This is a genomic window from Crateriforma conspicua, assembly GCF_007752935.1.
Taxonomy (GTDB): domain Bacteria; phylum Planctomycetota; class Planctomycetia; order Pirellulales; family Pirellulaceae; genus Crateriforma; species Crateriforma conspicua.
In genome coordinates, this window is record NZ_CP036319.1 from 6,509,137 (window position 1) to 6,533,736 (window position 24,600).

Annotated in this window: 17 protein-coding genes; 15 read left to right on the top strand and 2 right to left on the bottom strand. The window is 57.3% G+C overall.

Annotated elements, in window-relative coordinates; translation table 11 throughout:
• Positions 1-115 precede the first annotated feature (115 nt).
• The 15 genes from Mal65_RS23795 (at position 116) to Mal65_RS23865 (ending at position 21,366) form a co-directional block, all read left to right on the top strand.
• Positions 116-2,314, top strand: a complete 2,199-nt coding sequence (locus Mal65_RS23795) for a bifunctional SulP family inorganic anion transporter/carbonic anhydrase (protein WP_145303546.1) — start codon at positions 116-118, stop codon at positions 2,312-2,314.
• Positions 2,315-2,448: 134 nt separating this feature from the next.
• On the top strand, positions 2,449-4,728 hold the full coding sequence (rnr, locus tag Mal65_RS23800; RefSeq protein ID WP_145303549.1) for a ribonuclease R: 2,280 nt from the start codon (positions 2,449-2,451) through the stop codon (positions 4,726-4,728).
• Between the two features lie 250 nt (positions 4,729-4,978).
• Positions 4,979-6,094: a glycine cleavage system aminomethyltransferase GcvT gene (gene gcvT, locus Mal65_RS23805; RefSeq protein ID WP_145303551.1), complete on the top strand. Its 1,116-nt coding sequence runs from the start codon at positions 4,979-4,981 to the stop codon at positions 6,092-6,094.
• Between the two features lie 59 nt (positions 6,095-6,153).
• Positions 6,154-6,546, top strand: coding sequence for a glycine cleavage system protein GcvH (gene gcvH, locus Mal65_RS23810; protein ID WP_145303553.1), 393 nt, complete (start codon positions 6,154-6,156; stop codon positions 6,544-6,546).
• Positions 6,547-6,690: 144 nt separating this feature from the next.
• Positions 6,691-8,061, top strand: coding sequence for an aminomethyl-transferring glycine dehydrogenase subunit GcvPA (gene gcvPA, locus Mal65_RS23815; protein ID WP_145303556.1), 1,371 nt, complete (start codon positions 6,691-6,693; stop codon positions 8,059-8,061).
• A 79-nt stretch (positions 8,062-8,140) separates the two neighbouring features.
• Positions 8,141-9,607 carry an aminomethyl-transferring glycine dehydrogenase subunit GcvPB gene (gene gcvPB, locus Mal65_RS23820; protein WP_145303559.1) on the top strand — a complete coding sequence of 489 codons (1,467 nt, stop codon included), beginning with the start codon at positions 8,141-8,143 and terminating at the stop codon, positions 9,605-9,607.
• Between the two features lie 3 nt (positions 9,608-9,610).
• Complete coding sequence (locus Mal65_RS23825) at positions 9,611-10,393, top strand: lipoate--protein ligase family protein (protein WP_145303562.1); 783 nt, start codon at positions 9,611-9,613, stop codon at positions 10,391-10,393.
• Positions 10,394-10,681: 288 nt separating this feature from the next.
• Positions 10,682-11,368 carry an FHA domain-containing protein gene (locus Mal65_RS23830; protein ID WP_145303564.1) on the top strand — a complete coding sequence of 229 codons (687 nt, stop codon included), beginning with the start codon at positions 10,682-10,684 and terminating at the stop codon, positions 11,366-11,368.
• Between the two features lie 4 nt (positions 11,369-11,372).
• On the top strand, positions 11,373-11,981 hold the full coding sequence (locus Mal65_RS23835) for an RNA polymerase sigma factor (protein ID WP_145303567.1): 609 nt from the start codon (positions 11,373-11,375) through the stop codon (positions 11,979-11,981).
• On the top strand, positions 11,978-12,634 hold the full coding sequence (locus tag Mal65_RS26715) for a hypothetical protein (RefSeq protein WP_165701496.1): 657 nt from the start codon (positions 11,978-11,980) through the stop codon (positions 12,632-12,634). Before Mal65_RS23835 ends, Mal65_RS26715 begins: the two co-directional genes overlap by 4 nt.
• A complete protein-coding gene (locus Mal65_RS23845; RefSeq protein WP_145303573.1) occupies positions 12,634-15,036 on the top strand; it encodes a carboxylesterase family protein in 2,403 nt (800 codons plus the stop codon). Before Mal65_RS26715 ends, Mal65_RS23845 begins: the two co-directional genes overlap by 1 nt.
• A gap of 240 nt (positions 15,037-15,276) precedes the next feature.
• Positions 15,277-16,059, top strand: a complete 783-nt coding sequence (locus Mal65_RS23850; RefSeq protein WP_196784411.1) for a TIM barrel protein — start codon at positions 15,277-15,279, stop codon at positions 16,057-16,059.
• 29 nt (positions 16,060-16,088) lie between these two features.
• A complete protein-coding gene (locus tag Mal65_RS23855) occupies positions 16,089-17,744 on the top strand; it encodes a hypothetical protein (RefSeq protein ID WP_145303576.1) in 1,656 nt (551 codons plus the stop codon).
• Between the two features lie 433 nt (positions 17,745-18,177).
• Positions 18,178-19,602 carry a magnesium chelatase ATPase subunit I gene (locus tag Mal65_RS23860; RefSeq protein ID WP_145305164.1) on the top strand — a complete coding sequence of 475 codons (1,425 nt, stop codon included), beginning with the start codon at positions 18,178-18,180 and terminating at the stop codon, positions 19,600-19,602.
• Between the two features lie 66 nt (positions 19,603-19,668).
• Entirely contained in the window at positions 19,669-21,366 is a 1,698-nt protein-coding gene (locus tag Mal65_RS23865) for a vWA domain-containing protein (RefSeq protein WP_145303579.1), read from the top strand.
• Between the two features lie 42 nt (positions 21,367-21,408).
• On the opposite strand, the gene Mal65_RS23870 is transcribed toward Mal65_RS23865, so the two are convergent.
• Together Mal65_RS23870 and Mal65_RS23875 are read right to left on the bottom strand one after the other, a co-directional pair.
• Complete coding sequence (locus Mal65_RS23870; RefSeq protein ID WP_145303582.1) at positions 21,409-21,900, bottom strand: DinB family protein; 492 nt, start codon at positions 21,898-21,900, stop codon at positions 21,409-21,411.
• A gap of 90 nt (positions 21,901-21,990) precedes the next feature.
• Positions 21,991-24,477, bottom strand: a complete 2,487-nt coding sequence (locus tag Mal65_RS23875; protein WP_145303585.1) for a DEAD/DEAH box helicase — start codon at positions 24,475-24,477, stop codon at positions 21,991-21,993.
• Between the last annotated feature and the right edge of the window lie 123 nt (positions 24,478-24,600).

The window sequence follows — 24,600 nt, forward strand, 5'->3', positions numbered from 1 at the left end:
GCTTCGGTGCAACACGACCGCCACGCCACCGCCGCCACGCGTTTGCCCTTCCGATGGTCGGCTGAATTGGTGAACGCCCGGCGACACGATAGATCCCCAAAGACCGCCCGGTTGTATGAAACTTCGCGACGATCTTCCCGCCTCCATTTCGGTCTTTTTGGTGGCGTTGCCCTTGTGTCTGGGGATCGCACTTGCGTCCAGCAGCGACGCGGTCCCCGTGCCGCTGATGAGCGGGCTGATCGCGGGCATCATCGGTGGAATCGTGGTGGGTTCGATCAGCGGATCGCACACCAGTGTCAGCGGTCCGGCGGCCGGCTTGGTTGCGATCGTGATTGCCCAAACCGAAGCGTTGGGATCGTTCGAGGCGTTTGTCCTGGCCGTTTCGCTGGCCGGCGTGATCCAAATTTTCTTAGGCGCGATGCGGGCCGGCGTCATTGCCTATTACTTTCCGTCCAGTGTGATTCGAGGCCTGCTGACGGCGATCGGCGTCATCCTGATTTTGAAACAATTGCCACACGCCGTGGGCTATGACCGCGATGCCGAAGGCGATTTCAGTTTCTTTCAAGCCGACGGTTACAACACGTTCACCGAACTGGGGCACATGTTCGAAGCGTTCAGCGTCACGGCCACGGTGATCAGCCTGGGATGCCTGTGCATTCTGGTTTTCTGGGAAAAACGCTTTTCCGGAAAGACTCCCATTCCCGGCCCCCTGGTGGCGGTCGTCGTGGGCACGCTGATCAACGAATTGGTCGGGCTGATCGCCCCCGACTATGCCCTGGGCGCAAGCCACCGAGTGCAACTTTCCGGCGGCGCCAATTCGTCGTCCAGCCTGTTTACGTTCCCTGATTTCAGTGCACTGCAAGATCCCCAGCTGTATCTGGCTGCGGTCACCATCGCCTTGGTCGCATCGCTGGAAACATTGTTGAACTTGGAAGCGGTCGACCGCTTGGACACACAGAAACGCGTCAGCCCGGCCAACCGCGAACTGTACGCCCAAGGCATCGGCAATATCTGCAGCGGTATGATCGGTGGTCTGCCGGTGACCAGCGTGATCGTCCGCAGCAGCGCGAACGTGTACTCGGGAGCCAAGTCCAAAGCGTCCACGATCATGCACGGCATTTGGCTGGGCGGCACCGTGTTCACCATCCCCTGGTTGCTGGAACAGATTCCGTTGTCAGCTTTGGCCGCGATCCTATTGTTCACCGGTTACAAGCTGGCCAAACCGGCGATCTTTATGGACGCCTGGAACAAGGGATGGAACCAATTCCTGCCGTTCGCCCTGACCGTGCTGGCAATCGTGTTCACCGATTTGCTGATCGGAATCGTCATTGGTTTGATCGTCGGTGTGATCTTTGTTCTTCGATCGATGGAACGCACGCCATTTTTAAGCGAGCAAGAAAACCCGGTCACGGGAAATGTGACACGCTTGAAATTCGGTCAACACCTGACGTTCTTGAATCAATCCCGCGTCCGCAAAACGTTGGACAAGTTTGCCGAAGGCAGTCACCTGATTTTGGACGCCAGCAAAACCGAATACATCGACCCCGACGTCTTGGACACGATCCGTGACTTCCGCGATGTCAAAGCGCCCGCCAAAAAGATCGATGTCAGCTTTGTCGGCTTCCGTGATCGCTATGCGTTGGAAGACCGCAAGGGATACAGCGATGTTGTGACCCAAGCCAAGCAAGCGGAATTGACACCGTTGGAAACGTTGAACTTGCTTCGCCGGGGCAACGACCGATTCTTATCTGGCGAAATGCTGGAACGTGATTGGTCACACCAACGCGACCAAACATCCGAGGCTCAACACCCGATGGCCGCGCTGCTGGGGTGCATCGACAGTCGCGTCCCGGCGGAATTGGTCTTTGACGTCGGCATCGGTGACATCTTTTCCGTTCGTGTGGCCGGAAACGTGGTCAACGAAGATGTCCTGGGATCGCTGGAATACGCCGCAGAAGTCGGCGAAGTGAACCTGATCGTCGTCTTGGGACACACCCGGTGCGGTGCGGTTACCGCGGCTTGCCAAGGCGTCAAACTGGGCCATGTGACCGAGCTGATCGAAAAGATTTCGCCGATCGCGCAGAACGTCCGAAGCCACCATACGGGCGAAGAAGACGCCGAATTTGTCGATCAAGTTGCCAAGCAAAATGTTCTGCACGTGATCGACGAAATCATCCGTCGCAGCGAAATCATTGCGAACCTGATCAAAGAGGGCAAAGTCGATATCGTCGGCGGCATGTACCACCTAAAAGAAGGCCGTGTCGATTTCTTCGGCGGCATGATCGAACGCCTCTCCGACACGGCGACCACTTGACCGAAACGGCCCGCGACACCGACATCGCCCCGGCGTCACACCGGGCCGGGCCCTGCATGTCACTTCGCCGCGACGCCCACTTCGGCAATCTTTGATCCTTACCGTTCCCGCGACGCACGGGTATCCTGCGCCCCATGGAAGTCTCTCAACAATTGACCGACCGCCTCATGCAGTTGGTCCATACGGCCGAATATCGCCCCAGCAAACCGAAACACATCGCAGCCGCTTTGAAGCTGGATCCGGATGAGTATCGCGAATTGCGGCGTGTCATCAAACAATTGGTCATCGAAGGCCGCTTGGTCTACGGCGGCAACCATTTGGTCATTCCGGCCAGTGCGTTCGAAGGCGGATCGGACACTCTGCGCGGCAAGTTTCGCCGCGCCATGGGCGGCGGATTCGGGTTCGTCCGCCCCGGCGATGGCGGCAACGATCGTGACGCCGAAGTCCCCGACGATATCTTTGTGCCACCCGGCAAAACGATGGGGGCCTTGGAAGGCGACATTGTCGAAGTCCGCATCGAACCCGGACGGCGTGGCGGCACCGAGGGCGAAGTCGTTCAGGTTCTGCAGCGGGTTCGCCGCCAGTTCACCGGCACGTTTCAAAACGAACAGGGATCTCCGGTCGTTTACCTGGATGGGACGCCGTACGAACACCCGGTCCATGTCGGGGACGTTCGGGGGATGCCGTTGACGGCCGACGACAAAGTCTTTGTCGAACTGGTGGAATTCCCCGGTGAAGACGGCTTGGGCGGTGAAGCGGTCATCCTGGAACGACTGGGCACCAGCAAGAACCCTGCGATCGACACACTGTCGATCATGCGGCAATTTGCATTGCCCGACCACTTCCCCGAAGCGGTGTTAGACGACGCCCGCCAGGCCGCCGACGCTTTTGACGACGAATCGGTGCCGGACGACCGGCTGGACCTGACCGACAAACTGACGATCACCATCGACCCGCGTGACGCGCGTGATTTCGACGACGCGATCTCGCTGGAACGCGAAGACGGCCGTTGGCGATTGTGGGTCCACATCGCCGATGTCAGTCATTTCGTACGTCCCGGCGGCCCGCTGGACCGCGACGCCCAGAACCGTGCGACCAGTGTCTACCTGCCCGACCGCGTTGTACCGATGATCCCTGAAATCATCAGCAACCATTTGGCCAGCTTGCAGCCGGAAAAGATGCGGCTGACCAAAACCGTCGAAATTGAATACACCGATGACCTGGTCATCACGCACACCGAAGTGCACAACGCGGCGATCCGCAGTGACATGCGATTGAACTATGAACAAGTCGATCGCTTCTTGGCCGACCCGCTACAGCATCGCGGCAAATGGGGCGACGCGGTTTGCGATCTGTTGTCACGGATGCATGAACTGGCGATGCACATCCGGCGACGTCGATTCAAATCGGGATCACTGTCGATGGACATGCCCGACATCAAACTGGATTTGGATCGCACCGGTAAAGTCAAAGGTGCCTATCTGGTCGAACACACCGAAAGCCACCAGATCATCGAAGAATTCATGCTGGCGGCCAACCAAGCGGTGGCAACTTGGCTGGACGACCAAGAATTGAATTTCCTGCACCGCATTCACGCCCCGCCCGAGCGGCGCAAGTTGCGGCAACTGTCGACGTTCCTACAAGACCTGGGATTGACCAAACAGTCGGTTGAAAGCCGATTTGAAATCCAGGCGATCCTGGATGCCGTTGCGGGCAAGCCGCTTGAAAACGCGGTCAATTTTGCCGTGCTGAAAGCGATGAGCAAAGCGATCTACGCGCCCAACCGCGAAGGTCACTACGCCTTGGACATGGAACACTATTGTCACTTCACCAGCCCCATCCGTCGGTATCCCGATTTGTCGGTGCACCGATTGGTCCAGCGATTGATTGAAAATCGTTCGCCTGCGAACGAAAGTTCACGTCCGGACGATTCGTTCGCCGAATTGGTCAAGCTCGGCCATCATTGCAGCGACATGGAACGCAACGCGCAACAGGCCGAACGGGAACTGATCGAACTGAAATTGCTGCACTTCTTGAAAAAGAAGGTTGGTGAAACGTTGTCCGCGGTCATCAGCCGCGTTTTCGCCGATGGGCTGCACGCGCGATGCATCAAATTACCGGTCGACGGATTCATTCCCGTCTCCAGTTTGCCCAAAGACCAGTACCGTTTTGAACGACGCGGTCAAATGATCGTCGGATTCAAAAAGGGGAACCAATTTCGCCTCGGCGACCAACTGACGGTGAAGATCGCAAACGTCGATCTACAGGACCGTCAATTGTTTTTGGAAGTGGTGACCAACCACAGTGCTTCATCGTCGGCGGATCGTCCGCGCGAGCGGAACAGCAAAAAACCGAAATACAAAGCCAAGCGACAGACGGAACGGCGTGCGAAAAAGAAACGTCGCAAACGCTAATCGCCGACACGGGGGTGATTCCGCGCATCATCGTCCCGATGGCCCGTTCGGCTTTCCCCCCCAGGCATCGCGGCAATGTGAAATCGGGGGTAGGCGGTCGTGACGGGTCGTTTACACTGAATGCCCGAGGCGGCCGATACGGTCGCCCCAACACTGATCCTTTCCATCACGGCAATTGATTCCTACGGCATCGCGATGAATTCATTGCGTTTGCTACGGCGATACCTTTGTGCACCCAGGACCAGCATTCATGAATTTGGCCCCGGCCACCACGCCGTTAGATTCCTGGCACCGCCAAGCCGGTGGGAAAATGGTCGACTTTGCCGGCTACGCGCTGCCGGTTCAATACGCCGGGGGCGGAATCGTCGCCGAGCATCAAGCATGCCGCACAGCGGCGGCACTCTTTGACGTCTCGCACATGGGACGCCTGCGTTTCGATGGCGTGGGCAGCGAAGCGTTGCTGGATCACTTACTGACACGCCGCGTCAGTGACATGCCGGTTGGCCGAGTGCGATACGGATTGCTCTGTAATGCCGAAGGCGGTGTGTTGGACGACGTCCTGGTTTCACATCTGGAAACACCGTCCGGCCAGCGGTATCACCTGATGGTGGTCAACGCCAGCAACCGCCAAAAGATTTGGAAATGGATCCAACCTCATTTGGACGATTTCCCCGGCGTCACACTGACCGACCGGACGGAATTGACCGCGATGATCGCTGTCCAAGGCCCCAAGGCTATCGAACTGTGCGATCGCCTGTTCAAGGTGCCGCCGTCGCGTCTGAAGTATTACCGCGCCACGGTCACCGAACAGTTCCAGAAACCTGCGATCGTCAGCCGAACGGGTTACACCGGCGAAGACGGATTTGAATTGATCGTGCGTGCCGAAGACGCACCGCGTGTATGGGAAAACTTGTTGTTGGCCGGACGGGACCATGGCGTGATTGCGGCGGGTCTGGGCGCACGCGATACGCTGCGTTTGGAAGCCGGCATGCCATTGTACGGTCACGAATTGACCGAACAGATTGACCCGTTGTCGGCCGGACTTTCGTTCGCCTGCAACCTGAAGGACCGATCTTTCATCGGCGACGAAGCGCTGCGTCAGATTGCCGATCGCGGTCCCGAAAAGGTGCGCATTGGATTGTTGCCCGAAGGAAAACGTCCGGCCCGCGAAGGTTGTGACGTCGTTTCATCCGACGGCCAAGTGATCGGACGTGTCACCAGCGGCGCCCCATCGCCGACTCTGGGACGACCGATCGCGATGGCCAGCATCGATGCGGCCCAAGCCGACAACCAGCGATTCGAAATCGACATTCGCGGCAAACGCGTCGCGGCGATTCGGACCGCCCTGCCCTTCTACAAACGCTGAACCCCGCGCACACGCGTTCCCCCACGAATTCCGTTTTCAGATCTTTCAGGAGACCCAAGATGGCCCGTGACACATCCAAACTTCGCTACGCGGAAACTCATGAGTGGGTCGATGCCGGCGATGACGGCGTCGCAACGATCGGCATCTCCGCCTTCGCGATCGAACAGTTGAACGACTTGGTCTACATGGACCTGCCCGAAGTCGGAAAAGATGTCGCCGTGGGTGACGAAATCGGTGAAGTCGAATCGGTCAAAGCGGTCAGCCCTTTGTACAGCCCGGTATCCGGACAGGTGGTCGAAGTTCACACCGAGTTGCCAGACAACTTGGACAACCTGAAAGAAGACCCATACGAATTCGGATGGATCATCAAGATCAAGATGACCGATGCGTCGGAGGTCGAAAACTTGATGGACCATGCGGCCTACGAAAAACAGTGCAGCGAAGCGGGCTGACCCGCACCTCACAGGTTTGCCCGACTGGCTTGCCAGACACGGCTGCAATTCCGTCACAGCATTACGAAACGTCGGACAGGACGACCGACGCTCTGGTCAAGGAAGCGATCAAACACGCCTCTGAAAAACCTTTGCGACAGCGTCATGGCCTATCTATTTCACACCGACGCCGACCGTGCACAAATGTTGGCATCGATCGGCGCCGATTCGGTCCAGCAGATCATCGACCAACAAGTCCCCCAAGATGTCCAGCTGCAGCGGTCGCTGAACCTGGGCGATGCGGCCGGTGAACTAACGCTTGAATCGGAGATGCGTCGGCTTGCCGCCCAAAACTCTTCGGCCTCCAGCCACGCGTGCTTCTTAGGTTGTGGCGCGTACGACCATTTCATCCCCGCAGCGGTCGATGAAATTGCATCTCGCGGCGAATACTACACCTCGTACACGCCGTATCAGGCCGAGGTCAGCCAGGGCAATCTGCAGGTGATGTTCGAATACGAAACTTTGATCACCCAAATCACCGGATTAGCCGTCAGCAACGCCAGCCTATACGACGGTGGTTCGGCGGCCACCGAAGGCGTCCTGATGGCGTTGGCGTCGGTTCGCAACCGTGAAAAGGTCATCACCAGCGAAGCCGTCCACCCGGAATACCGCGATATTCTGGAAGCCTATCTGAAAAACATCGGCGCCACTTTGGTCACGGTTCCCGTTGGTGACAACGGGGATTCGTCAGCGATCATTTCGGCCATCGATGAACAAACCGCCTGCGTGCTGATCCAGCACCCCAATTTCTTGGGGCGATTGGAAGACGTCACCGCCATCGCCGATGCGGCACATTCCAAGGGCGCGTTGCTGGTTCAATCATTCGATCCGATCAGCACCGGATTGCTGAAACGCCCCGGTGACTTGGGGGCCGACATCGCGGTGGCGGAAGGCCAATGTCTGGGCAACCCATTGCAATATGGCGGTCCTTACCTGGGCATCATGGCGTGCCGCGAAGATCTGGTACGACGCCTGCCGGGGCGAATCGCCGGGCAAACCACCGACCGCCGCGGAAATCGCTGCTGGGTCCTGACGTTGCAAACGCGGGAACAACACATCCGTCGCGAAAAGGCGACCAGTAACATCTGCAGTAACCAAACGTTGCTGGCGTTGCGGGCGACCGTCTACCTCAGTTTGCTGGGCCCCGAAGGCCTACGCGAAACCGCGTCACACTGCCTGCGGAAAGCTGATTACGCCAAGCGACGCATCACCGCGTCGGACCGATTCGACATCGTCCACGACGGACCGGTGTTCAAGGAGTTCGTCGTCCGCGACCGATCCGATGATGTCGACGGTTTGCTGCGGCATGCCGAATCCCAGGGCATCCTGGCCGGCGTTGCCTTGGGCCAGTTCGACCCGTCCATGAACGATTGCTTCCTCGTGGCGGTGACGGAAAAACGCAGCCGCGACGACATCGACCGGTTGGCCGCTGTCCTCTCCGACGCGCCCTGCCGTTCGGCCGTGGCATCCGCCTAGGCCGTCATGACGGCACCCGATCAAGCGTGCCACGCGTCTTCCATCTTCGCCATCCGGTTCCGAGTCATTTGTCCGCATCATGCGAAACCAACAAGCCACCAATCTGCTGTTTGAATTAAGCCGTCCCGGACGCCGTGCCCATCGGTTGGACGACCTGGACATTGATTCGCCAGACGTCGAACACTTGATTCCTGATGAACATCGGGCCGATCAACCACCACCGTTGCCGGAGTTGGCTGAGGGCGATGTCGTCCGTCACTTCGTCGGTTTATCGACGCTGAACATGAGCGTGGATACCCATTTTTATCCGCTGGGTTCCTGCACGATGAAGTACAACCCCAAGCGGAACGAACGCCTGGCATCGCTGCCCGGCATCCTTGATGTGCACCCGATGCAATCCGAAGGCACCACGCAAGGTTTGCTGGCGTTGTTGTATGACCTGCAAAACATGCTGGCGGAAATCAGCGGCCTGCCCGGTGTGTCGCTGCAACCTGCCGCCGGTGCGCACGGTGAACTGACTGCGTTGCTGGTGGCGGCTGCCTATTTCCGTGACTCCGGTGAAGACCGCAAAATCGTCTTGACGGCCGATTCGGCGCACGGCACCAACCCGGCCAGCGCCCAGATGGCCGGATTCAAGACCAAGGCGGTCAAAAGCAATGCCGACGGTTTGGTCGACATGGACGATTTACGCGCCAAGCTGGATGACCAAACGGCCGTCTTCATGTTGACCAACCCCAACACCTTGGGCTTGTTCGATTCACAGATCAAGGAAATCACCGACCTGGTGCACCAGGCGGGAGCCCTGATTTATTTGGACGGTGCCAACATGAATGCGATCCTTGGCATCACGCGGCCTGGTGATTTCGGCGCCGACCTGATGCACTTCAATCCACACAAGACGTTCTCCGGACCGCACGGTGGTGGTGGCCCAGGTGCCGGTCCGATTTGTGTTCGTGATTTCCTGGCGCCGTACCTGCCATCACCGATCGTTGATAAAGACGATCAGGGAACGTACCGATTGCGACGACCGGACAGCAGCATTGGTCGTGTTCGCAGCTTCTTTGGCAATGTCGGCGTTTTGGTGCGGGCGTACCTTTACATCCGGACCTACGGTGGCGAAGGACTCCGTCGCGTCAGCGAAGACGCACTACTGGGTGCGAATTATTTGCTAAGCAAAGTCAAGCACATCATGGATGTTCCGCACGGCGAACGCTGCATGCACGAATTCGTCGCATCGGCGACCAAGCTGAAGAAACAACATGGTTTATCAGCGATGGACCTGGCCAAGCGAATCCTGGACTACGGATTTCATGCCCCCACCGTCTATTTCCCCCTGGTCGTCGATGAAGCCGTGATGATCGAACCGACCGAGACGGAAAGCAAAGAAACGCTGGACGCATTTGCCGAAGCACTGTTCCGAATCACCGAAGAAGCCGGCGACTTGGTTCACCAGGCGCCTCATACGACACGTATCAGCCGACCGGACGACGTGACCGCGGCGCGGCGTCCCGTGCTGCGGTGGCAGCCGAAATCCGAAACCGATTGATCGATGACGGTCGCGAAACCTTTCTCGCTGCGATTGTTTCAACCCAGCGAATTTGACGGCCCGACCAACATGGCCATCGATCAGGCGCTGTTGGAATCGGTCGCATCGGGTGCCCCCGGATGTCTTCGTTTCTACACCTGGAAGGGCCCGACACTTTCACTGGGATACTTTCAGTCGTCGGCCGACCGCCACGATCACGCACACAGTCGAAACATCGACTTGGTACGTCGCAGCAGCGGCGGCGGCGCGATCGTCCACCATCGGGAATTGACGTACAGCCTGGTCGTCCCGCAACCCCGTCGGCAAGCGGCCACGCGAACCGATCTGTATGAAATCATGCACGGCAGCGTGACCGACATGCTTCGCGGGTATGGAATCTCCGCGGTCCGTTGGGCAAGCGTATCCAGGCCATCCGTGGTGCCGTTGCCGGCGGACGGGTCAACACCGTCACCTTTCCTTTGTTTCCAGCGACGCACCGACGAAGATCTGCTGGTGGCCGGCTACAAAGTGCTGGGTAGCGCCCAACGTCGCAGCGGTGACGCGGTGCTGCAACACGGCAGTCTGGTGCTGTCTGTCAGCCCACACGCCCCTGAATTACCGGGAATTGCCGAGCTGTCGGGGACCCGGCTGACGGCAACAGAAATCGCCGATCGATGGTGCGCAACGCTGGCCGAAAACCAGCATTGGCGGTTCCAGGAAGCCGAAATCCCCGCGTCGGTAGTTGACCGAGCCGCAATCATCCGCGACCAAAGATTCGACGAATCTTCTTGGACACACCGCCGCTAAGTCCGAAAAATGCAAACAAAAGAGACGGCGGAGAGTAAAAATTTGAAGCCCGCGACGGGCGATATTATCGCTGTAACGGCGTGTTATCGGCATTCATTCCCACCAAGTTTCGGTATAAACTGGGGGATCGGTTTACAGGTTCCCCTTCAACCTGCGGAAGACGGTTTGGAGATTTGACGAAGGCTGTAAATTGAAACCATGTCGCGGTTTCGATTCTTCCAAGCGAGCCTATGGCTCGATAGTTTCCGGAGCCTCGACACGGCAATGAATTGACAAAAAGGGTGTCGCATGCTGGTCAAGCTGAAAGTCTGCACGGGAAGTCACGAAGGAAAAGAGATCGCGGTCGCGTCCGAGAAGTTCTTGGTCGGACGCAGCGAATCTTGCCAACTTCGCCCCAAGAGCGAATCGGTCAGCCGCAAGCATTGCATCTTGGTGTTACGAAACGGTCGCGTCCTGCTGCAGGACCTAAAAAGCCGCAATGGAACCTTTGTCAACGACAAACGCTTGCCACCGGACAAGGCCAAGGTTCTGAAGCCCGGTGATCGTTTGCGAATCGGCAAACTGGAATTTGAAATTCTGATCGAACACGGTCTGAATGCCGCCAAGAAGCCCGAAGTCAAAAACGTGGGTGATGCGGCCGAACGCGTGGTTCAATCGGGTGCCGAGGAAAGCCGCTTCGAAGATATCGACGTCAGCAGTTGGCTGGACGAAGCCGACCAAATTGATCGCGTGCGTCAGTTGGCGGATCCAGAAACCCGACAGTTTCATATCGATGCATCGGAGTCGGTGGACGCGGAACACGGCACCAACAGCGACAGTGACAGCGGCGAATTGTCCGTCGAAGAATCGGACAAGCCCAAGCGACCTTCGAAACAAAAGCCGGGCAAGTTGCCCGACAATGTGCGACGCAACTTGACGGAAAACTCACGCGACGCTGCCGACGACGCGTTGAAACGTTTCTTCACCGGACGCTGATTCCGTGTCGACAGCCGAAACCAACGCGGCTCTGGCACGTCGCGCGTGTTCCGATCGGGCCGCGCTGTCACAATTGCTGGTGCGTCATCAATCGGTCGTCTTTCAAGCTTGTTTTCGCTGGCTTCAACATCGCCAAGATGCCGAAGACGTGACACAGGAAACGTTCGCACGCGCGGCGAAGTACATCGATCGTTTCGATCCCGACAAGCCTTTTGGTCCGTGGCTTCTATCGATCGCGACCAACCGTTGTCGAACTTGGCTGTCCAAACAATCGCGTCAACCGGCCATGTCGGCGTTGGCGGATGCCAATTGCCCGGTGGGCCAACCGGACACGGTCCTGCTTCGTGAAGAATTGCACCTCGCGCTGCGGCAGTTGCCCGTCAAGCAGCGTGAGGCCTTCGAATTGTTTCATGAACATGGCATCGGTTACGACGAAATCGCCAGGCGACTGCGTTGCCCAACCGGAACCGCCAAGACTTGGGTTCACCGTGCACGCCGTGCCATGATGCAGCACTTGCGGAACCGTGATGTCACGCCGGCGATTCGCCCCGACGAACCGGTGACGCCAGCGGTTGCCCCGACGCCGTCTTTCGTTTCGGAGACCCAACCATGATCCGATGCGAACAATTCCAACAGCGATTGGATGATCAAATGGACCGCCGCCAACCGGTCCATCAGGATTCGCAACTGATCGAGCATGCGAAACACTGCTCGACATGCGCGGTGAATCTCTCGGTGGCCCGTTCAATCCAACAGATGGAACCCGCCACCACCGCGAACCATCCGTCGGCAGCACCTTCCACCGAGCACCACAACACCAGAAATCACAGCACCAAACCGTTTTCGATAGCCTGGGCGTCGGCGGCGTGCGTGGCAATAGGTTTGATGATCTACGCATGGCCAGATCCAGCCAGCCCATCGGTGCAGACCGCCGGTCGGTCCGAAACGCAGGCCAATCGTTACGCCAAAGCGATTCTGCCCAAAGAACCCGCGCTAGTCGAGACGTCCGATCCGACATCGCCAATCGACCGCATCACCAACACGGATCCCGGACTGCCACAATCAGTGCTTTCGGATCAATGGCTGGCCGGAAGTCCGACGCCGAGCCCGTCGGCATCGGCGTGGCAACAATGGCGACCGGACATGTGGGTCGGTCAAACCATGCCGGTCGTCCGTTCGGTTCGCAGCAGTGTTGCACCGGTCGGTCGGTCCCTTCTGAAAGCCATGGCATTGTTGACTTCAGATCGGGCCGGAGAAACCAGTTAATGAATCGGATCTGGTTCTTCGTTTGGTCTGTCATCCTTTGCGGTGCCACCCTGCTTCGCCCCACATTCGTGGCTGCGGAACAGTTGGTCCTGCTGCGCAACGGCATGGAACTGCGTGGCAACTATATCGAAATCCCCACGATCGACAAAAACGCGTTTTCCGGCGGCGGGACCACCGGCGGCGGTGCGCTGACCATCGCGATGATCGACGACGGACTGAAACGAACTTACGTGCATCGACGCGGCATGGTCGTTCGCGTCAATCAGATCGATCCACGTGGTCAAGCCATCGAGATCTGGCAGCCCAAACACGGCAGCGGGACTCCCGTCGGTGGTTTGGGTCGCATCTATGGCGTCAGCCCGCTGAACGCCCATGGACGCCGTGAGATTTTTATCCGCGGTCCCAAGGGCGATACCGAAGCCGTGCTGCAAGGCATCACCGAATTGACGCCGCGTTACGCCAGCTTGGAAGCATTGACCGGTCGACCGTCCTACAAGTGGGACATGCGAGTGGCGACGTCGACCATCAGCAGCGATTCACTGCGAAGCTTGTTCGGTTCCATCTTTGACCAACAAAGTCGTGAAGAACGATTGAAGGCGGTTCGCTTTTTCATCTCCACCGAACGCTACGCCGACGCGAAAGAAGAACTTCAGAGGATCAAGAAGGACTTTCCCGACGCCAATGACGGCTTGGATCTTGATGCCAGCATCACCGAAATGTCCGAACAAATCGCGATGCAGTATTTGCAGGAAGCACAAACGCGATTGGATGCCGGACAACCCCAGCTGGCTTCCGACATTTTGAACCGAATTCCCGTCGGCGAACTAAGCCGTGAACGTCGGCTGCAGGTGTCCGATGCAAAGGCGGCCATGACGTCGCAGCAGCAGCGTGTCGATGAAGTCCGCGAGCGTTTGACCGAGCAAGTCGCCCAATTGCCACAGCATTCCGCCGACGCGCTTCAGACATGGCTGGATGAATTGGCCCGGGACTTTAACCCGGCAACGCTGGATCGACTCAGCGACTATCTCCGCCTGGGTGAACTGGACAATTTGCCGCTCGAAAGCCGAGTCGCGCTTGCGGTCAGCGGCTGGATCATGGGCGGTGGTTCGGGTGAACAGAACCTGAAGGTCGCCACTTCACTGATCGAAGTCCGTGACTTGGTCGTAGAGTACTTGGGGGAAACGACCGCCCGGCGACGCACGGAAATCCTGGATCGCATCAATCGCCTGGAAGGTGGCCAACCTGAATACATCGCTCGGATGCTTCCGCTGATTCCACCGGCACTGACGTATCCGGATCGAGCATTTGTCGAAGATCGTGTCGGTTTGATCGCGTGGCCACCACAGGCACAAACGGATGCACCGGAGATCGATTCAGATCCGGTGACCACCGATTTTCAGTACGAAGTCCAATTGCCGCCGGAATACGATCCCCGACGTTCTTATCCTTGCATCGTTGCATTGCATCCGGCCGGTGGAAGCCCGAGACAACAGATCATTTGGTGGGCAGGCCAGTACAACGAAGGCCTGCAACAGCGTGTCGGCTTGGGGTCCCGTCACGGATTTGTTGTGGTCGCGCCGCGATGGAATCGACCAGGTCAGCGCAGTTATGAATACACCGCGACCGAACACCATCGCGTCCTGTCGGCGTTACGTCACGCGATGCGTCGCGTGTCGATCGATTCGGATCGCGTCTTCATTGCCGGCCACGGCCACGGCGGCACCGCCGCGTGGGACATCGCGGTGTCGCATCCGGATCACTGGGCCGGGCTGATCGCCATCAGCGGTGAACCAGACAAGACGATTCTGCACTATGACAAGAATTCGCGTTACATCCCCAAGTACTTTGTGATCGGGGAAATCGACGGCAGCCCGCCTCCCTTGGCACGCAACGGTGCCATTTATGACGACTACTTGAAACCCAATGACGATTCAGTCGTGGTTGAATACCGTGGCCGCGGCAACGAACATTTCTTCGAAGAATCGCCCGACTTGTTTCAATGGATGCAGTTGTCTTCGCATCGCCGCCCCGCCATTCCGCGTGATCTGGAACTGGCCACCATGCGACCGACCGACAACTATTTTTGGTGGCTGGAATTGAACCAAATGAACGATGCGGTTCTGGTTGATCCGGTGCTGTGGGAAAACGTTCGTCGCGCCGGTTCCATTGATTCCAAGGTTAATGAAGGGAATCAGATCCGCGTCAAAGGACCAGCCAAAGAGTTTCGGATCGGTTTGACCCCGGACATGGGAATCGACTTGGCCGAACCGATCATCGTCCGCTATGGCACCAACAGCCGTGCGTCGTTCGATTATGACGGTGGTGTGCAATCCATGCTGGATGATGTCCGTAGTCGTGCGGATCGACGTCGTCCATTTTGGATGTTCATTCAAATTCCCTGACGCCGTCGGATTTGCCGATTTCGTCAGGGCGTATTGAGTGTTTCTCTTTCGCCTAGCAACCCTCAAGTCGGTCGATCATCGGCGTCAGAGGGATGCGACCTTCTTGGGCGAATCGCCCACGACACGATCAACCCGTTCGTGGCCGGTGATCATCGGCGGATCGCGGGAGTCGCGTGCCGAAATCTCGGCGACAACTTGGTCATACTGTTGTCTCCAACTTCCATTTCGGAGACCCCCAAAATGACCGACACGACGTTCCGACAATCCATCATGGGCTGGTGCTTCAAACCCATGGACGAGTTGACTCTGGCGCAACATGCCAAACGCATCGGCTACTCTGCGCTCGAAGGCATCGACCGGTCGGCTTATCCGAAAGTCCGAGAAATGGGCCTCGAGATCAGCCTGGTCAGCAGCCACGGATTTCGCCAGGGGCCGGTGAACCCCGAAAATCACGCCATGGTCGAGGCCCAATTGGTGGAAGCCATCGACGTGGCGGTCGAAAACGGGGCCCCCAATGTCATCACGTTCACCGGAATGCGGGAAAAGGGCATTCAGGATGAAGCCGCTACCGCCAACTGCTTGCGGTGTTGGAAAAGGGTGCTCCCTTACGCAGAAAGCAAGGGGATCACGCTGGTCTTGGAACACCTGAACAGCGTCGACGACAGCCATCCCATGAAGGGCCACCCGGGATACTTTGGCGACGACGTTCACCGCTGCGTCGACATGGTCAGGTCGATGGATTCCCGGAACTTTCGACTACTTTTCGACATCTATCATGTGCAGGTCATGCACGGAGACCTGATCCGTCACATTCGCCTTTATCACGACTTTGTGGGGCATTATCACACGGCAGGAAATCCAGGACGCGGCGAACTGGACGAGACTCAAGAAATCAACTATCCCGCAGTGATAACAGAGATACGGCGGACCGGATTTGACGGATTCTTGGCCCAAGAATTCATCCCCACCGCCGAAACCCCCATGGCGTCGCTGGAACACGCTTTCCAGATTTGCCAGGGATGATTTTTTACCAGGTATTTTGAGCCCCTTGGATGGTCCAAGACATTCAACACAACGACGACCTGCGAAACGACTTCCGTCGTTTGGGAGTCCGACGTGACGAATGTCGACAAGCGGTCATCCGCGAAGCCGCCGCACATCGCGCTTCCAAAATCGCGGAAGCCATTTTCAGCCAGGCGGCATCGGAGCATTTTGACTTAAAAGAAACATCGAATCACCTTTCCGGACTTGCGACGTCCACCTATCGGCTGTTGGATCCACGACGCCGTGTCGATTTTGTGCAGCGTGCCCACGTGGCGAGAATCCTGCCCTGCGAGTTGGCGGATTCCGAAATTGCCGAATCACAGTTCCAGCCGCTGATTCTGCCCGATGACCGCACCACGCCATGGCTGTCCGCCGATGCGGATCGCCCCGGTGGGCATCAAGGTCAAACCGACCAGCGGTTTTGCAACGATCCCGTCGTGATTGTGACGCCCCCAACTCGGTCACGTCGGCCGCGCGGCGGCAATCGACCTGCCCAATGGATCGGTCAGTGGGCTTGGTTCACCGCGGGTTGCGTGATCGCGTTGGCTTGCATTTTGCCGGTACTGAGATCGATCCGTTCGTCCGATCGCCCAGCGGAAGCCTTGACCAACGATGCGTTGCCAGCCAATGCGTCCTTGCCCGCCGCGGTCATGCCCCTTGGCACCAACGGTAAAGTGATCCCGCCAACACCAAATGCGACGGACCGGGTGACTTTGCCGACACCCGATTCGACTTCGCTGAAGACGCAACCAGATCCATCGGTATCCGGCATCATTGCAACGGATGCATCATCCACCGGCATGACGCCCGGAGCCCCGGAAATCGATGCCAAGTCCTTTGATTCGCTCCGCAGCAAAACGGGCAACGACTCGGCCAAATCGTCTGGACCGGATGCCGACACGCCGTCGCCATTTGACGGTGAATCGGACCCTCGGCAAAGCGAGCTTGATGCACGGCAACAAAGCCTTCTGAAGATTCGCTGGAACGATTTGACCGCGGACCTTGCATCCGTCTTTCGAACAATCGCCGGATCGACACGGTCTTTCATTGACGCACCGGACCAGCGGTGTGCAACCGCTTTCGCGTGGGCAGCCGAGCAGACCACCAGCACCGATCAAATGATCCTGTGGTCACAAATCGGCTTGGACGCATGCGAGACCAGCCTTCGCCACGAAGCATTCGATGCTTGCGATGTAATGATCGATTCCGTCGACACGATGAACTTGTCGCATCAACAGCGGCAGCAGTGGGATCAAATGCGGCAGGATGTCGACCAAGCCAAAGTCGTCGCCGAACGCGTGGGCGGATTCCAACAACTGTTCGAACAGTCCCCGGAGACTCAACTGTTGACCGCCCGTTACCGCTGTTTGATCTTGCGTGATTGGGACAGCGGATTAGCGATGGTGCCGCCGACCGCCAGCGGACGATTCGCACGCAGTGCCCAGCAACAGTTGCGGCGCGACCCCCACGACGTGCGCGAACTGATTCGCGTTGCACAGCTGTGGCTGCGTACCGCGGACGACGAATCGGGTCGGGAACGCGAATCGATTCACCTGTACGTCCGCGACCAGTTGCAACGGGCGGCCGCAGTCGCCACGAATTTGCAACGGCTGGATTTGGACAAGATTCTTGATTCCATGCCCGCGGTACAATCGGCGAACTGACGTCGGACGCGGATCCGTCGGATCGTCGTCCCAATGCGCCATCTCTATCCGGCGGCCTCTGGATCGCGGCATTTGGCTATTGGTCGCAATCATGCCACGGAAAACTTTGCCCCAAGGCATCAGACCACCCCCAATGTGACGCACGATTCGTCGGCCGACCGCCGGACCGCCGTGTTGCGGGGGCGATGCAAATGTTGGTTTTGGGTCGGCTGTCGCGCCGACCGTCATTGACCGACCGTGATTGACCAGGTGTCCGGCTGGAATCCGATCGGCTGTTTGACCAACGCCGTCAGCGGTGAAACGTCGTTGCGGACCGCACTTGGCGAACGTCTTTTCTTTGTGCCACTGCACCAGCCGATACAATTTCGCGTTCCGTTCGCTGGCCGTCGCCGCAGCCCTTTCTGTTCCATCGCCCGTTCGACTTGAGATGTCCATGAATGCCGTTTTGGCTCCACCGAAATCATCAAACCTTCGTCAGCTCAGCGAAACCGGTTGGCAATCCAAGACGGTTAAACGCGAAATGCGTGACAACCTGACTCGGATGCTGGCCGACGGTCAAGAACTGTTTCCGGGCATCGTTGGCTATGAAGATTCCGTGATCCCCGAGATCAATCTGGCGATTCTGGCCGGGCACGACATGCTTTTTCTGGGGGAAAAAGGCCAAGCAAAGTCAAAGATCATGCGGTTGTTGCCGCGATTTTTGGATCCATGGGTGCCCTACATCGATCACCCCGAGTTGCCGGTTCACGAAGATCCCCATTGCCCGATCACCTCGCTGGGCAAGGACCTGATTGCACGACACGATCCCGAAGACATCCCGATCGCGTGGTGGCACCGAAACGAACGCTACAGCGAACGTTTGAGCCCCGGAACCAAGTTTGCCGACATCATTGGTGAAATTGACCCGGCCAAGTTGACCGGTGGCGTCAGCATGGGTGCCGAAGAAGCGCTCTCCTTTGGGCTGATCCCTCGCATGCATCGTGGCATCTTTGCCATGAACGAACTTCCCGAGTTGGACGACTTGGTCCAAGTCGGCTTGTTCAACATTCTGGAAGAACGCGACGTTCAAATCCGCGGGTTTCCGATTCGATTCGACTTGGACATCGCCATTCTGTTTTCGGCAAACCCCGCGACCTACAACCGCAGCGGAAAGGTGATACCGCAGCTGAAGGACCGAATCGGATCCATCATCCAGACTCACTACCCACACGATCGTGTGGAGGGGATTGAGATCCTGCGTCAAGAACTGGCCGATGACCTGGATGGTGATTACCCGGTCCAGGTGCCGTTCTTTATGTATCAGATCGTCGAAGAAATCACGGCGCAGGCACGACACAGCAAGTACATCGACCAAGCCTCCGGTGTATCAGCTCGTTTTTCCTTGGCGAACTTTCGCAACATGGTTGCCTCGGCCCGACAGCGTGGCATCCTGCACGGGGAAAAACCCGCCGTGCCGCGAATCAGCGATCTGGGGCACCTTTATTCCAGTGCACTGGGCAAATTGGAATTGGACCTGATGGGTTCGCATCAAATGAGCGAGAAGCACATCATCGATTCGATCGTTGCCCAGGCGATTGAAACCGTTTTCGGTGAATATGTCGAAGAACACGGGTTGGCAGAGATCGCTGAGATTTTCCGCGGCGGTGTCCGTGTCGAAGTCGGCGACCAACTGCCCAGCAGCCAATACGCCCAACGACTGCAAAGCGTACCACCGGCATGGGAAAAGGCTTTCGAAGTCAATGCCAGCGAAGACCAAGCGGTCCGTGCATCGTGCGTGGAATTCGTGCTAGCAGGCCTGTACGCCATGGACAAAATCAGCCGTTCCACGCAGTTCGGCAAAATCGAATACGAATTCTAGGCGGCATGACCTTCGCGTCCCTGTCTCTGACGATTCCAGCATTTATCCCGTAACGAAATCATCGCCATGCGACGAGTCGGCGGCGTCATTCACGCCTACCAAAAATACGATCCCGTCCAGTTCCCACCGCCTTCGGCACCGCCGCCCGACTTGGTGTCGTCGGCGTTTGAACAGGCGATGATGTATGGGAATTATCGTGAACTGACTGAAGAGGAATTGGCCAACGCTGTTCGCTTGGATCCCAGCCAGATCGCGGGCCTTGGTCCCAGCCTGGACATGTTGCGGGCGATGCTGGAGGAGCGCAAACGGAAGATATTGGAGACCTACGAGACGTACTCCGTTCAAAAGAAGGCTCGCAAGGCATTTCAGAACGCGGCCAAACGCGTCAAAGTCCCAAAGAAAATGGAAAGCTTGTTCCGCCAAGCCATTCATCGGGAACAGCCGTATCTTTTGGAACGACTCTGGTTTCAAGCCGGTGACGACGGTGGCGACACCGCCCGAGGTTTGCTGAACGTGACCGAACGGATGTCGGACAAACACCAGGTTCAAGAACTGGCCAGCAAGTACGACTTCACCGGCCAGCAGTCCATGTCCGTCCCCAAATCGCTAGAAATCAAGGAGGAACTGGAAAAGATCGATGAACTGTTGCAGCAATTGGAACAGGCTGCGGAAACGGCGCAGATCGGCATTATCGACATGGATCTGTTAAGCGAGTTTGCCGAACCCGGCGACATGCAATCCTTGGAGGAAATGCGACAGCAAGTCGAAAACTTGGTGCGGGAACACGCCCAACGCCAGGGTCTGGAACAGGACAAGCCTGGTGGCGGATTCCGCTTGACACCCCAAGCTTACAAAATCTTTCAAGGTAAATTGCTGCAGCGTATTTTCAGCGAATTGCAACCATCACGAAGTGGTCGCCACCACGGTGATGTGATTGGGGAAGGTGCGGTGGAACTGCAGCAGACCAAGCCCTATGAATTCGGTGACAGCGTCGCCAACATCGACCTGCCGCAAACCGTTACCAATGCCTTGTTGCGACATGGCGACCAACGACCGCTTCGATTGCACAGCGATGACATCGTCGTTCATAAAACACGCAATCATCCGAAGTGCGCGACCAGTGTCATCATGGACATGTCAGGGTCGATGCGCTACGACGGCCAGTACATCAACGTCAAACGGATGGCCCTGGCCCTGCAGGGATTGATCACCAGTGAATACCCCGGTGACTTTCTTCGCTTCATTGAGATGTATACGTTCGCCAAATTAAGGGCTCCCGGCGAAATCATCGAACTGATGCCCAAACCGGTCACCATCCACGACCCTTGGGTGCAACTGAAATGTGACATGTCCGATGATCAGATCAGCGAACATCAAATTCACCCCCACTTCACCAACATTCAACACGCGTTACAGCTTTCCAGGAAGAACTTGGCAAACTGTGACACTCCCAATCGTCAAATCGTGCTGATCACCGACGGATTGCCCACCGCGCACCTGGAGGACGAATGGTTGTACATGCTGTATCCGCCAGACCCGCGGACCGAAGCGGCCACCATGCGAGAAGCCATGCTGTGCAACAAAGAAGGGATCACCATCAACATCTTCTTGGTCCCCAGTTGGTCACAGAGCGAAGAAGACATCCGCTTTGCGCGTCGGATGGCCGAAAGCACCGGCGGACGCGTCTTTTTCACCAGCGGTAACAATTTGGACCGCTTTGTCGTCTGGGACTATGTCAATCACCGTCGGGAAATCATCGGTTGATGCCCCCAAGGCACCGTAAACCGATCGTCACGTCGGGGTGACTTAAAACAGAATCGGCTTGTTCAGTCGTCGACGAATCGGCACGATCTGTCCCGCATGCATCATGGGGTGCGTGGCAATCAAGGTAAAAAGGCTCCCGACGGTCGGGCAAAATTCCCGCATCGCTTCGGGGCCCGCGGCGCTGAGTTGATCGTCCGACATCGCATCAAGTGCTTTGGCCGAAGCGGCGCGGGCTTGGTCATAAAGCTCCAGGTATTCACCCAGCGAATGAAACTTGGTTTGGTCGTCACAACCCACCTGTTCTTTGCTGTGGGCTTCGGCAAAGCCGTCGGGTAGTTCAATGCCCTGCCCTGGACAAGCTTGCTGCAGCAGATGGACTTCCGATGAAATCAAATGTCCCAACTGCCAGGCGATGTGATTACAACCTTCGCCCGGACGATTCATGATTTCGCCATCGTCAAAATCAGATAGGTACGACTTGAAGACTTGGTCGCTCAGTTGCATCGAATATCGAATCGCGTCTTTTGCATTCATCGTCAATCTCGGAAAAGTAGTTTCAACGGGAACAGGGGACAAGACTTGAAAAAAGGTGATAGCAGAGGGCTTCCCATCGCACCGAACGGGTCACTTGCGTCGCCCCGGAGCCAACAGGTCATCGTTTCGCTGATGGTTGGGGCTGAGGATCTCGTCAGTGCTTTGCGGATCAATCTGCTTGCAAGTTTCGGTCAAACGTTCGGCCAATTCGTCCAACGGGTCTTCCCAAGTTTCGATCGTCGATTCCAACGGCGGGACGTTTGCCATTTCATCAAGCAACAAGATCATTCGCAGGCAATGTCGAAACAGAATGCCTTCTTCTTTCTGTAACTTGCGCGAGGTCACGTATTTGTTGAAATCGCCGCCGAATTCCAACAGTTCGCCGACGATCCAAACAGGCCGGACACGAACGTCATCCACACGTGGAAACTCGTGTCGAAACATCCGTAGCAGCTTTTCGCCGATCGTCAGTGGCCACACGCGAGGTTCATCAAACATGACGCGACCAAACCCACGGTTGGCGACCGGTTCGTCATCGTCTTCGTCGGCGCGGGCACCCAATTCTTCCGGCGTCGCTAAGCCCAACTGCAATAACTGGGAATCCAATCGCGTGGTCGCCAAGGGGCCCGGCGGCATTTCATCGGCTTGCGGCACTCGAGCCAATCTTGCCACGGTACCGGGCACTTCCAAAACGCTTTCCAGCGTCGCGATGCGTTCGTTGGGGTCAGCAATCGCCAGCTGATCGGCCAGATAGACGCCGTACAACGGATTGATGCTTCGCAGATACACCAAGCGTTGCAGACGTTCGGTCGGCGTCGCGGTATCGGGCCGATAATCTTCAACTTCGTAACCACGGCTTTGGTCGACGTTTTCGGATTCATCATCGGCCTGTTCCGACGACACGTCATGCCCCTGGGCCTTCATTTCATCCAACAGATGGCCAAACAAGCCGGCCGTGGGTTGTTCCTGTTCGGAATCCGACGCTTTGGATTTGGGAGTGGCCGATTTAGGCCGTGGTTTGGGATCCAATTCGATGTAGCCGGCCGACCACAGCGTGATCAACATGCGGTTCAGATCTTTCTGGGCGTTTTCAACACCTTTGGGCGACAGCAAACGACTGGCCACCAGATCACGTATGGGCTGGACGTCCGGATCTCGCTGCAGCAAGTACGCCAATAATCGCCACGGCAAACGCCCACGGCTGGCCAGATTAGCGGCGGACGCCTCTTGAAGCTGCAAAAACTGCGATTCGGTCCAGTACGATTCGCCGGACCGACGTTTAGGCATCTTTTTCTTCAGTTGCTTTTTCGCTTTCAGCAAGCCCGGATCTTTGGTGTCTTCGGGAATCGCATCGTACTTTTCCCGCCAGCGATTGATCTTCACATCGTCTTCGTGCGCCAGCGAATACACGTAACCGCGATCGTCGAATTGTGGGCGTCCGGCGCGTCCAAAGATTTGCTGCGCGGATGCGATATCGACCAGTTTCTTTTTGTCCCGGGGTCCCTTAAGCAGACTGGGCAAAACCACGCTGCGGGCCGGCAGATTGATGCCCGCGGCCAGGGTTTCGGTGCACACACAAAACGAAAGCAACTTGCGTTGGAACAAATCTTCGACGATACGCCGATAGCGTGGCAAGATTCCGGCATGGTGCACGCCAACGCCTCGCTGCAGAATCGCTTTTAATTTGGGTCCGGCGCCCTGGGCCATGTCGATGTCATCCAGATAATCAGCCAAAGCTGATTGACGTTCTTTGTCGATCAGCTTTTTGCCTTTCAACATTTCGGCGGTCGTCCAACATTGGGACCGACTGAAACAGAACAGCAACGCAGGCGTTCGCCGAACCTCATCGTCTCCCGCGGAAATCTTTTCGGCAAAACCTTGTAAGATCTCGTCTTCGACCCACTCATACTGCAGCGGGACCTTTCGTTCGGTCCCCTGCACCAGCTTCACTCTTCGCCGGTGCGATCGCCAAAGCCAAGACGTGAACTCCATCGAATTGCCAACCGTTGCCGACAACAACAGCAAGCGAACATGGGGTGGCAGCAATCCCAATGTCAATTCCCAAACGATGCCACGTTCGGGATCGTTGAACGAATGAAATTCGTCCATGACGACGGATGAAACCTCCGCAAAATCGAAGGCCTCTGGATTCAGTAGGCGGTTTAAAAGGATTTCGGCGACGACGACCAAGACCGGCGCCTGTGGGTTGACCGTGCGGTTTCCCGTGACCAGCCCGACTTGATCCGCGTCGAATCCCCAACGAACGGCCGACAAACGCAATTCGTCCAGTTTTTGATCGGTCAACGCGATCAACGGTGTCGTGTAGTACATCCGTTTGCCGGTCCGCAACGCTTCATAGACGGCGGCTTCGGCGATCAACGTTTTGCCGGTGCCCGTGGGCGCGCAAACCAACACCCCTTCGCCGACGTCCGATGCATCTTCGGCCGGCTCGGCAAAATACGCCAGCAATGCCTCTTCCTGGACCGGATAGGGGTCGTATTTCAGCAGATCAAAATACTCCGTCGCGACATCGTCGCGGGTCGGAGGCGTCTTGGTGGATCCTTCTTCAGTGCTCATGCTGGACGGTTGTAGCAGATTACTGCCGCTGGTTCTCCGGCCGCCCAGGTCGAGGATTGCGATCGAACAATCGATGGCCGAGAGCGAACGGCAAATCTTCATCCAATCAGCCGCTTCGCACGT

Bases quoted from the DNA above. Each gene is read 5' to 3' on its own strand.
- rnr (WP_145303549.1), top strand. From the start codon at position 2,449: ATGGAAGTCTCTCAACAATTGACCGACCGCCTCATGCAGTTGGTCCAT.
- Mal65_RS23830 (WP_145303564.1), top strand. From the start codon at position 10,682: ATGCTGGTCAAGCTGAAAGTCTGCACGGGAAGTCACGAAGGAAAAGAG.
- Mal65_RS23825 (WP_145303562.1), top strand. From the start codon at position 9,611: ATGACGGTCGCGAAACCTTTCTCGCTGCGATTGTTTCAACCCAGCGAA.
- gcvT (WP_145303551.1), top strand. From the start codon at position 4,979: ATGAATTTGGCCCCGGCCACCACGCCGTTAGATTCCTGGCACCGCCAA.
- gcvH (WP_145303553.1), top strand. From the start codon at position 6,154: ATGGCCCGTGACACATCCAAACTTCGCTACGCGGAAACTCATGAGTGG.
- gcvPB (WP_145303559.1), top strand. From the start codon at position 8,141: ATGCGAAACCAACAAGCCACCAATCTGCTGTTTGAATTAAGCCGTCCC.
- Mal65_RS23850 (WP_196784411.1), top strand. From the start codon at position 15,277: ATGACCGACACGACGTTCCGACAATCCATCATGGGCTGGTGCTTCAAA.
- Mal65_RS23795 (WP_145303546.1), top strand. From the start codon at position 116: ATGAAACTTCGCGACGATCTTCCCGCCTCCATTTCGGTCTTTTTGGTG.
- Mal65_RS23865 (WP_145303579.1), top strand. From the start codon at position 19,669: ATGCGACGAGTCGGCGGCGTCATTCACGCCTACCAAAAATACGATCCC.
- Mal65_RS23875 (WP_145303585.1), bottom strand. From the start codon at position 24,477: ATGAGCACTGAAGAAGGATCCACCAAGACGCCTCCGACCCGCGACGAT.
- Mal65_RS26715 (WP_165701496.1), top strand. From the start codon at position 11,978: ATGATCCGATGCGAACAATTCCAACAGCGATTGGATGATCAAATGGAC.
- Mal65_RS23845 (WP_145303573.1), top strand. From the start codon at position 12,634: ATGAATCGGATCTGGTTCTTCGTTTGGTCTGTCATCCTTTGCGGTGCC.
- Mal65_RS23860 (WP_145305164.1), top strand. From the start codon at position 18,178: ATGAATGCCGTTTTGGCTCCACCGAAATCATCAAACCTTCGTCAGCTC.
- gcvPA (WP_145303556.1), top strand. From the start codon at position 6,691: ATGGCCTATCTATTTCACACCGACGCCGACCGTGCACAAATGTTGGCA.
- Mal65_RS23855 (WP_145303576.1), top strand. From the start codon at position 16,089: ATGGTCCAAGACATTCAACACAACGACGACCTGCGAAACGACTTCCGT.
- Mal65_RS23870 (WP_145303582.1), bottom strand. From the start codon at position 21,900: ATGAATGCAAAAGACGCGATTCGATATTCGATGCAACTGAGCGACCAA.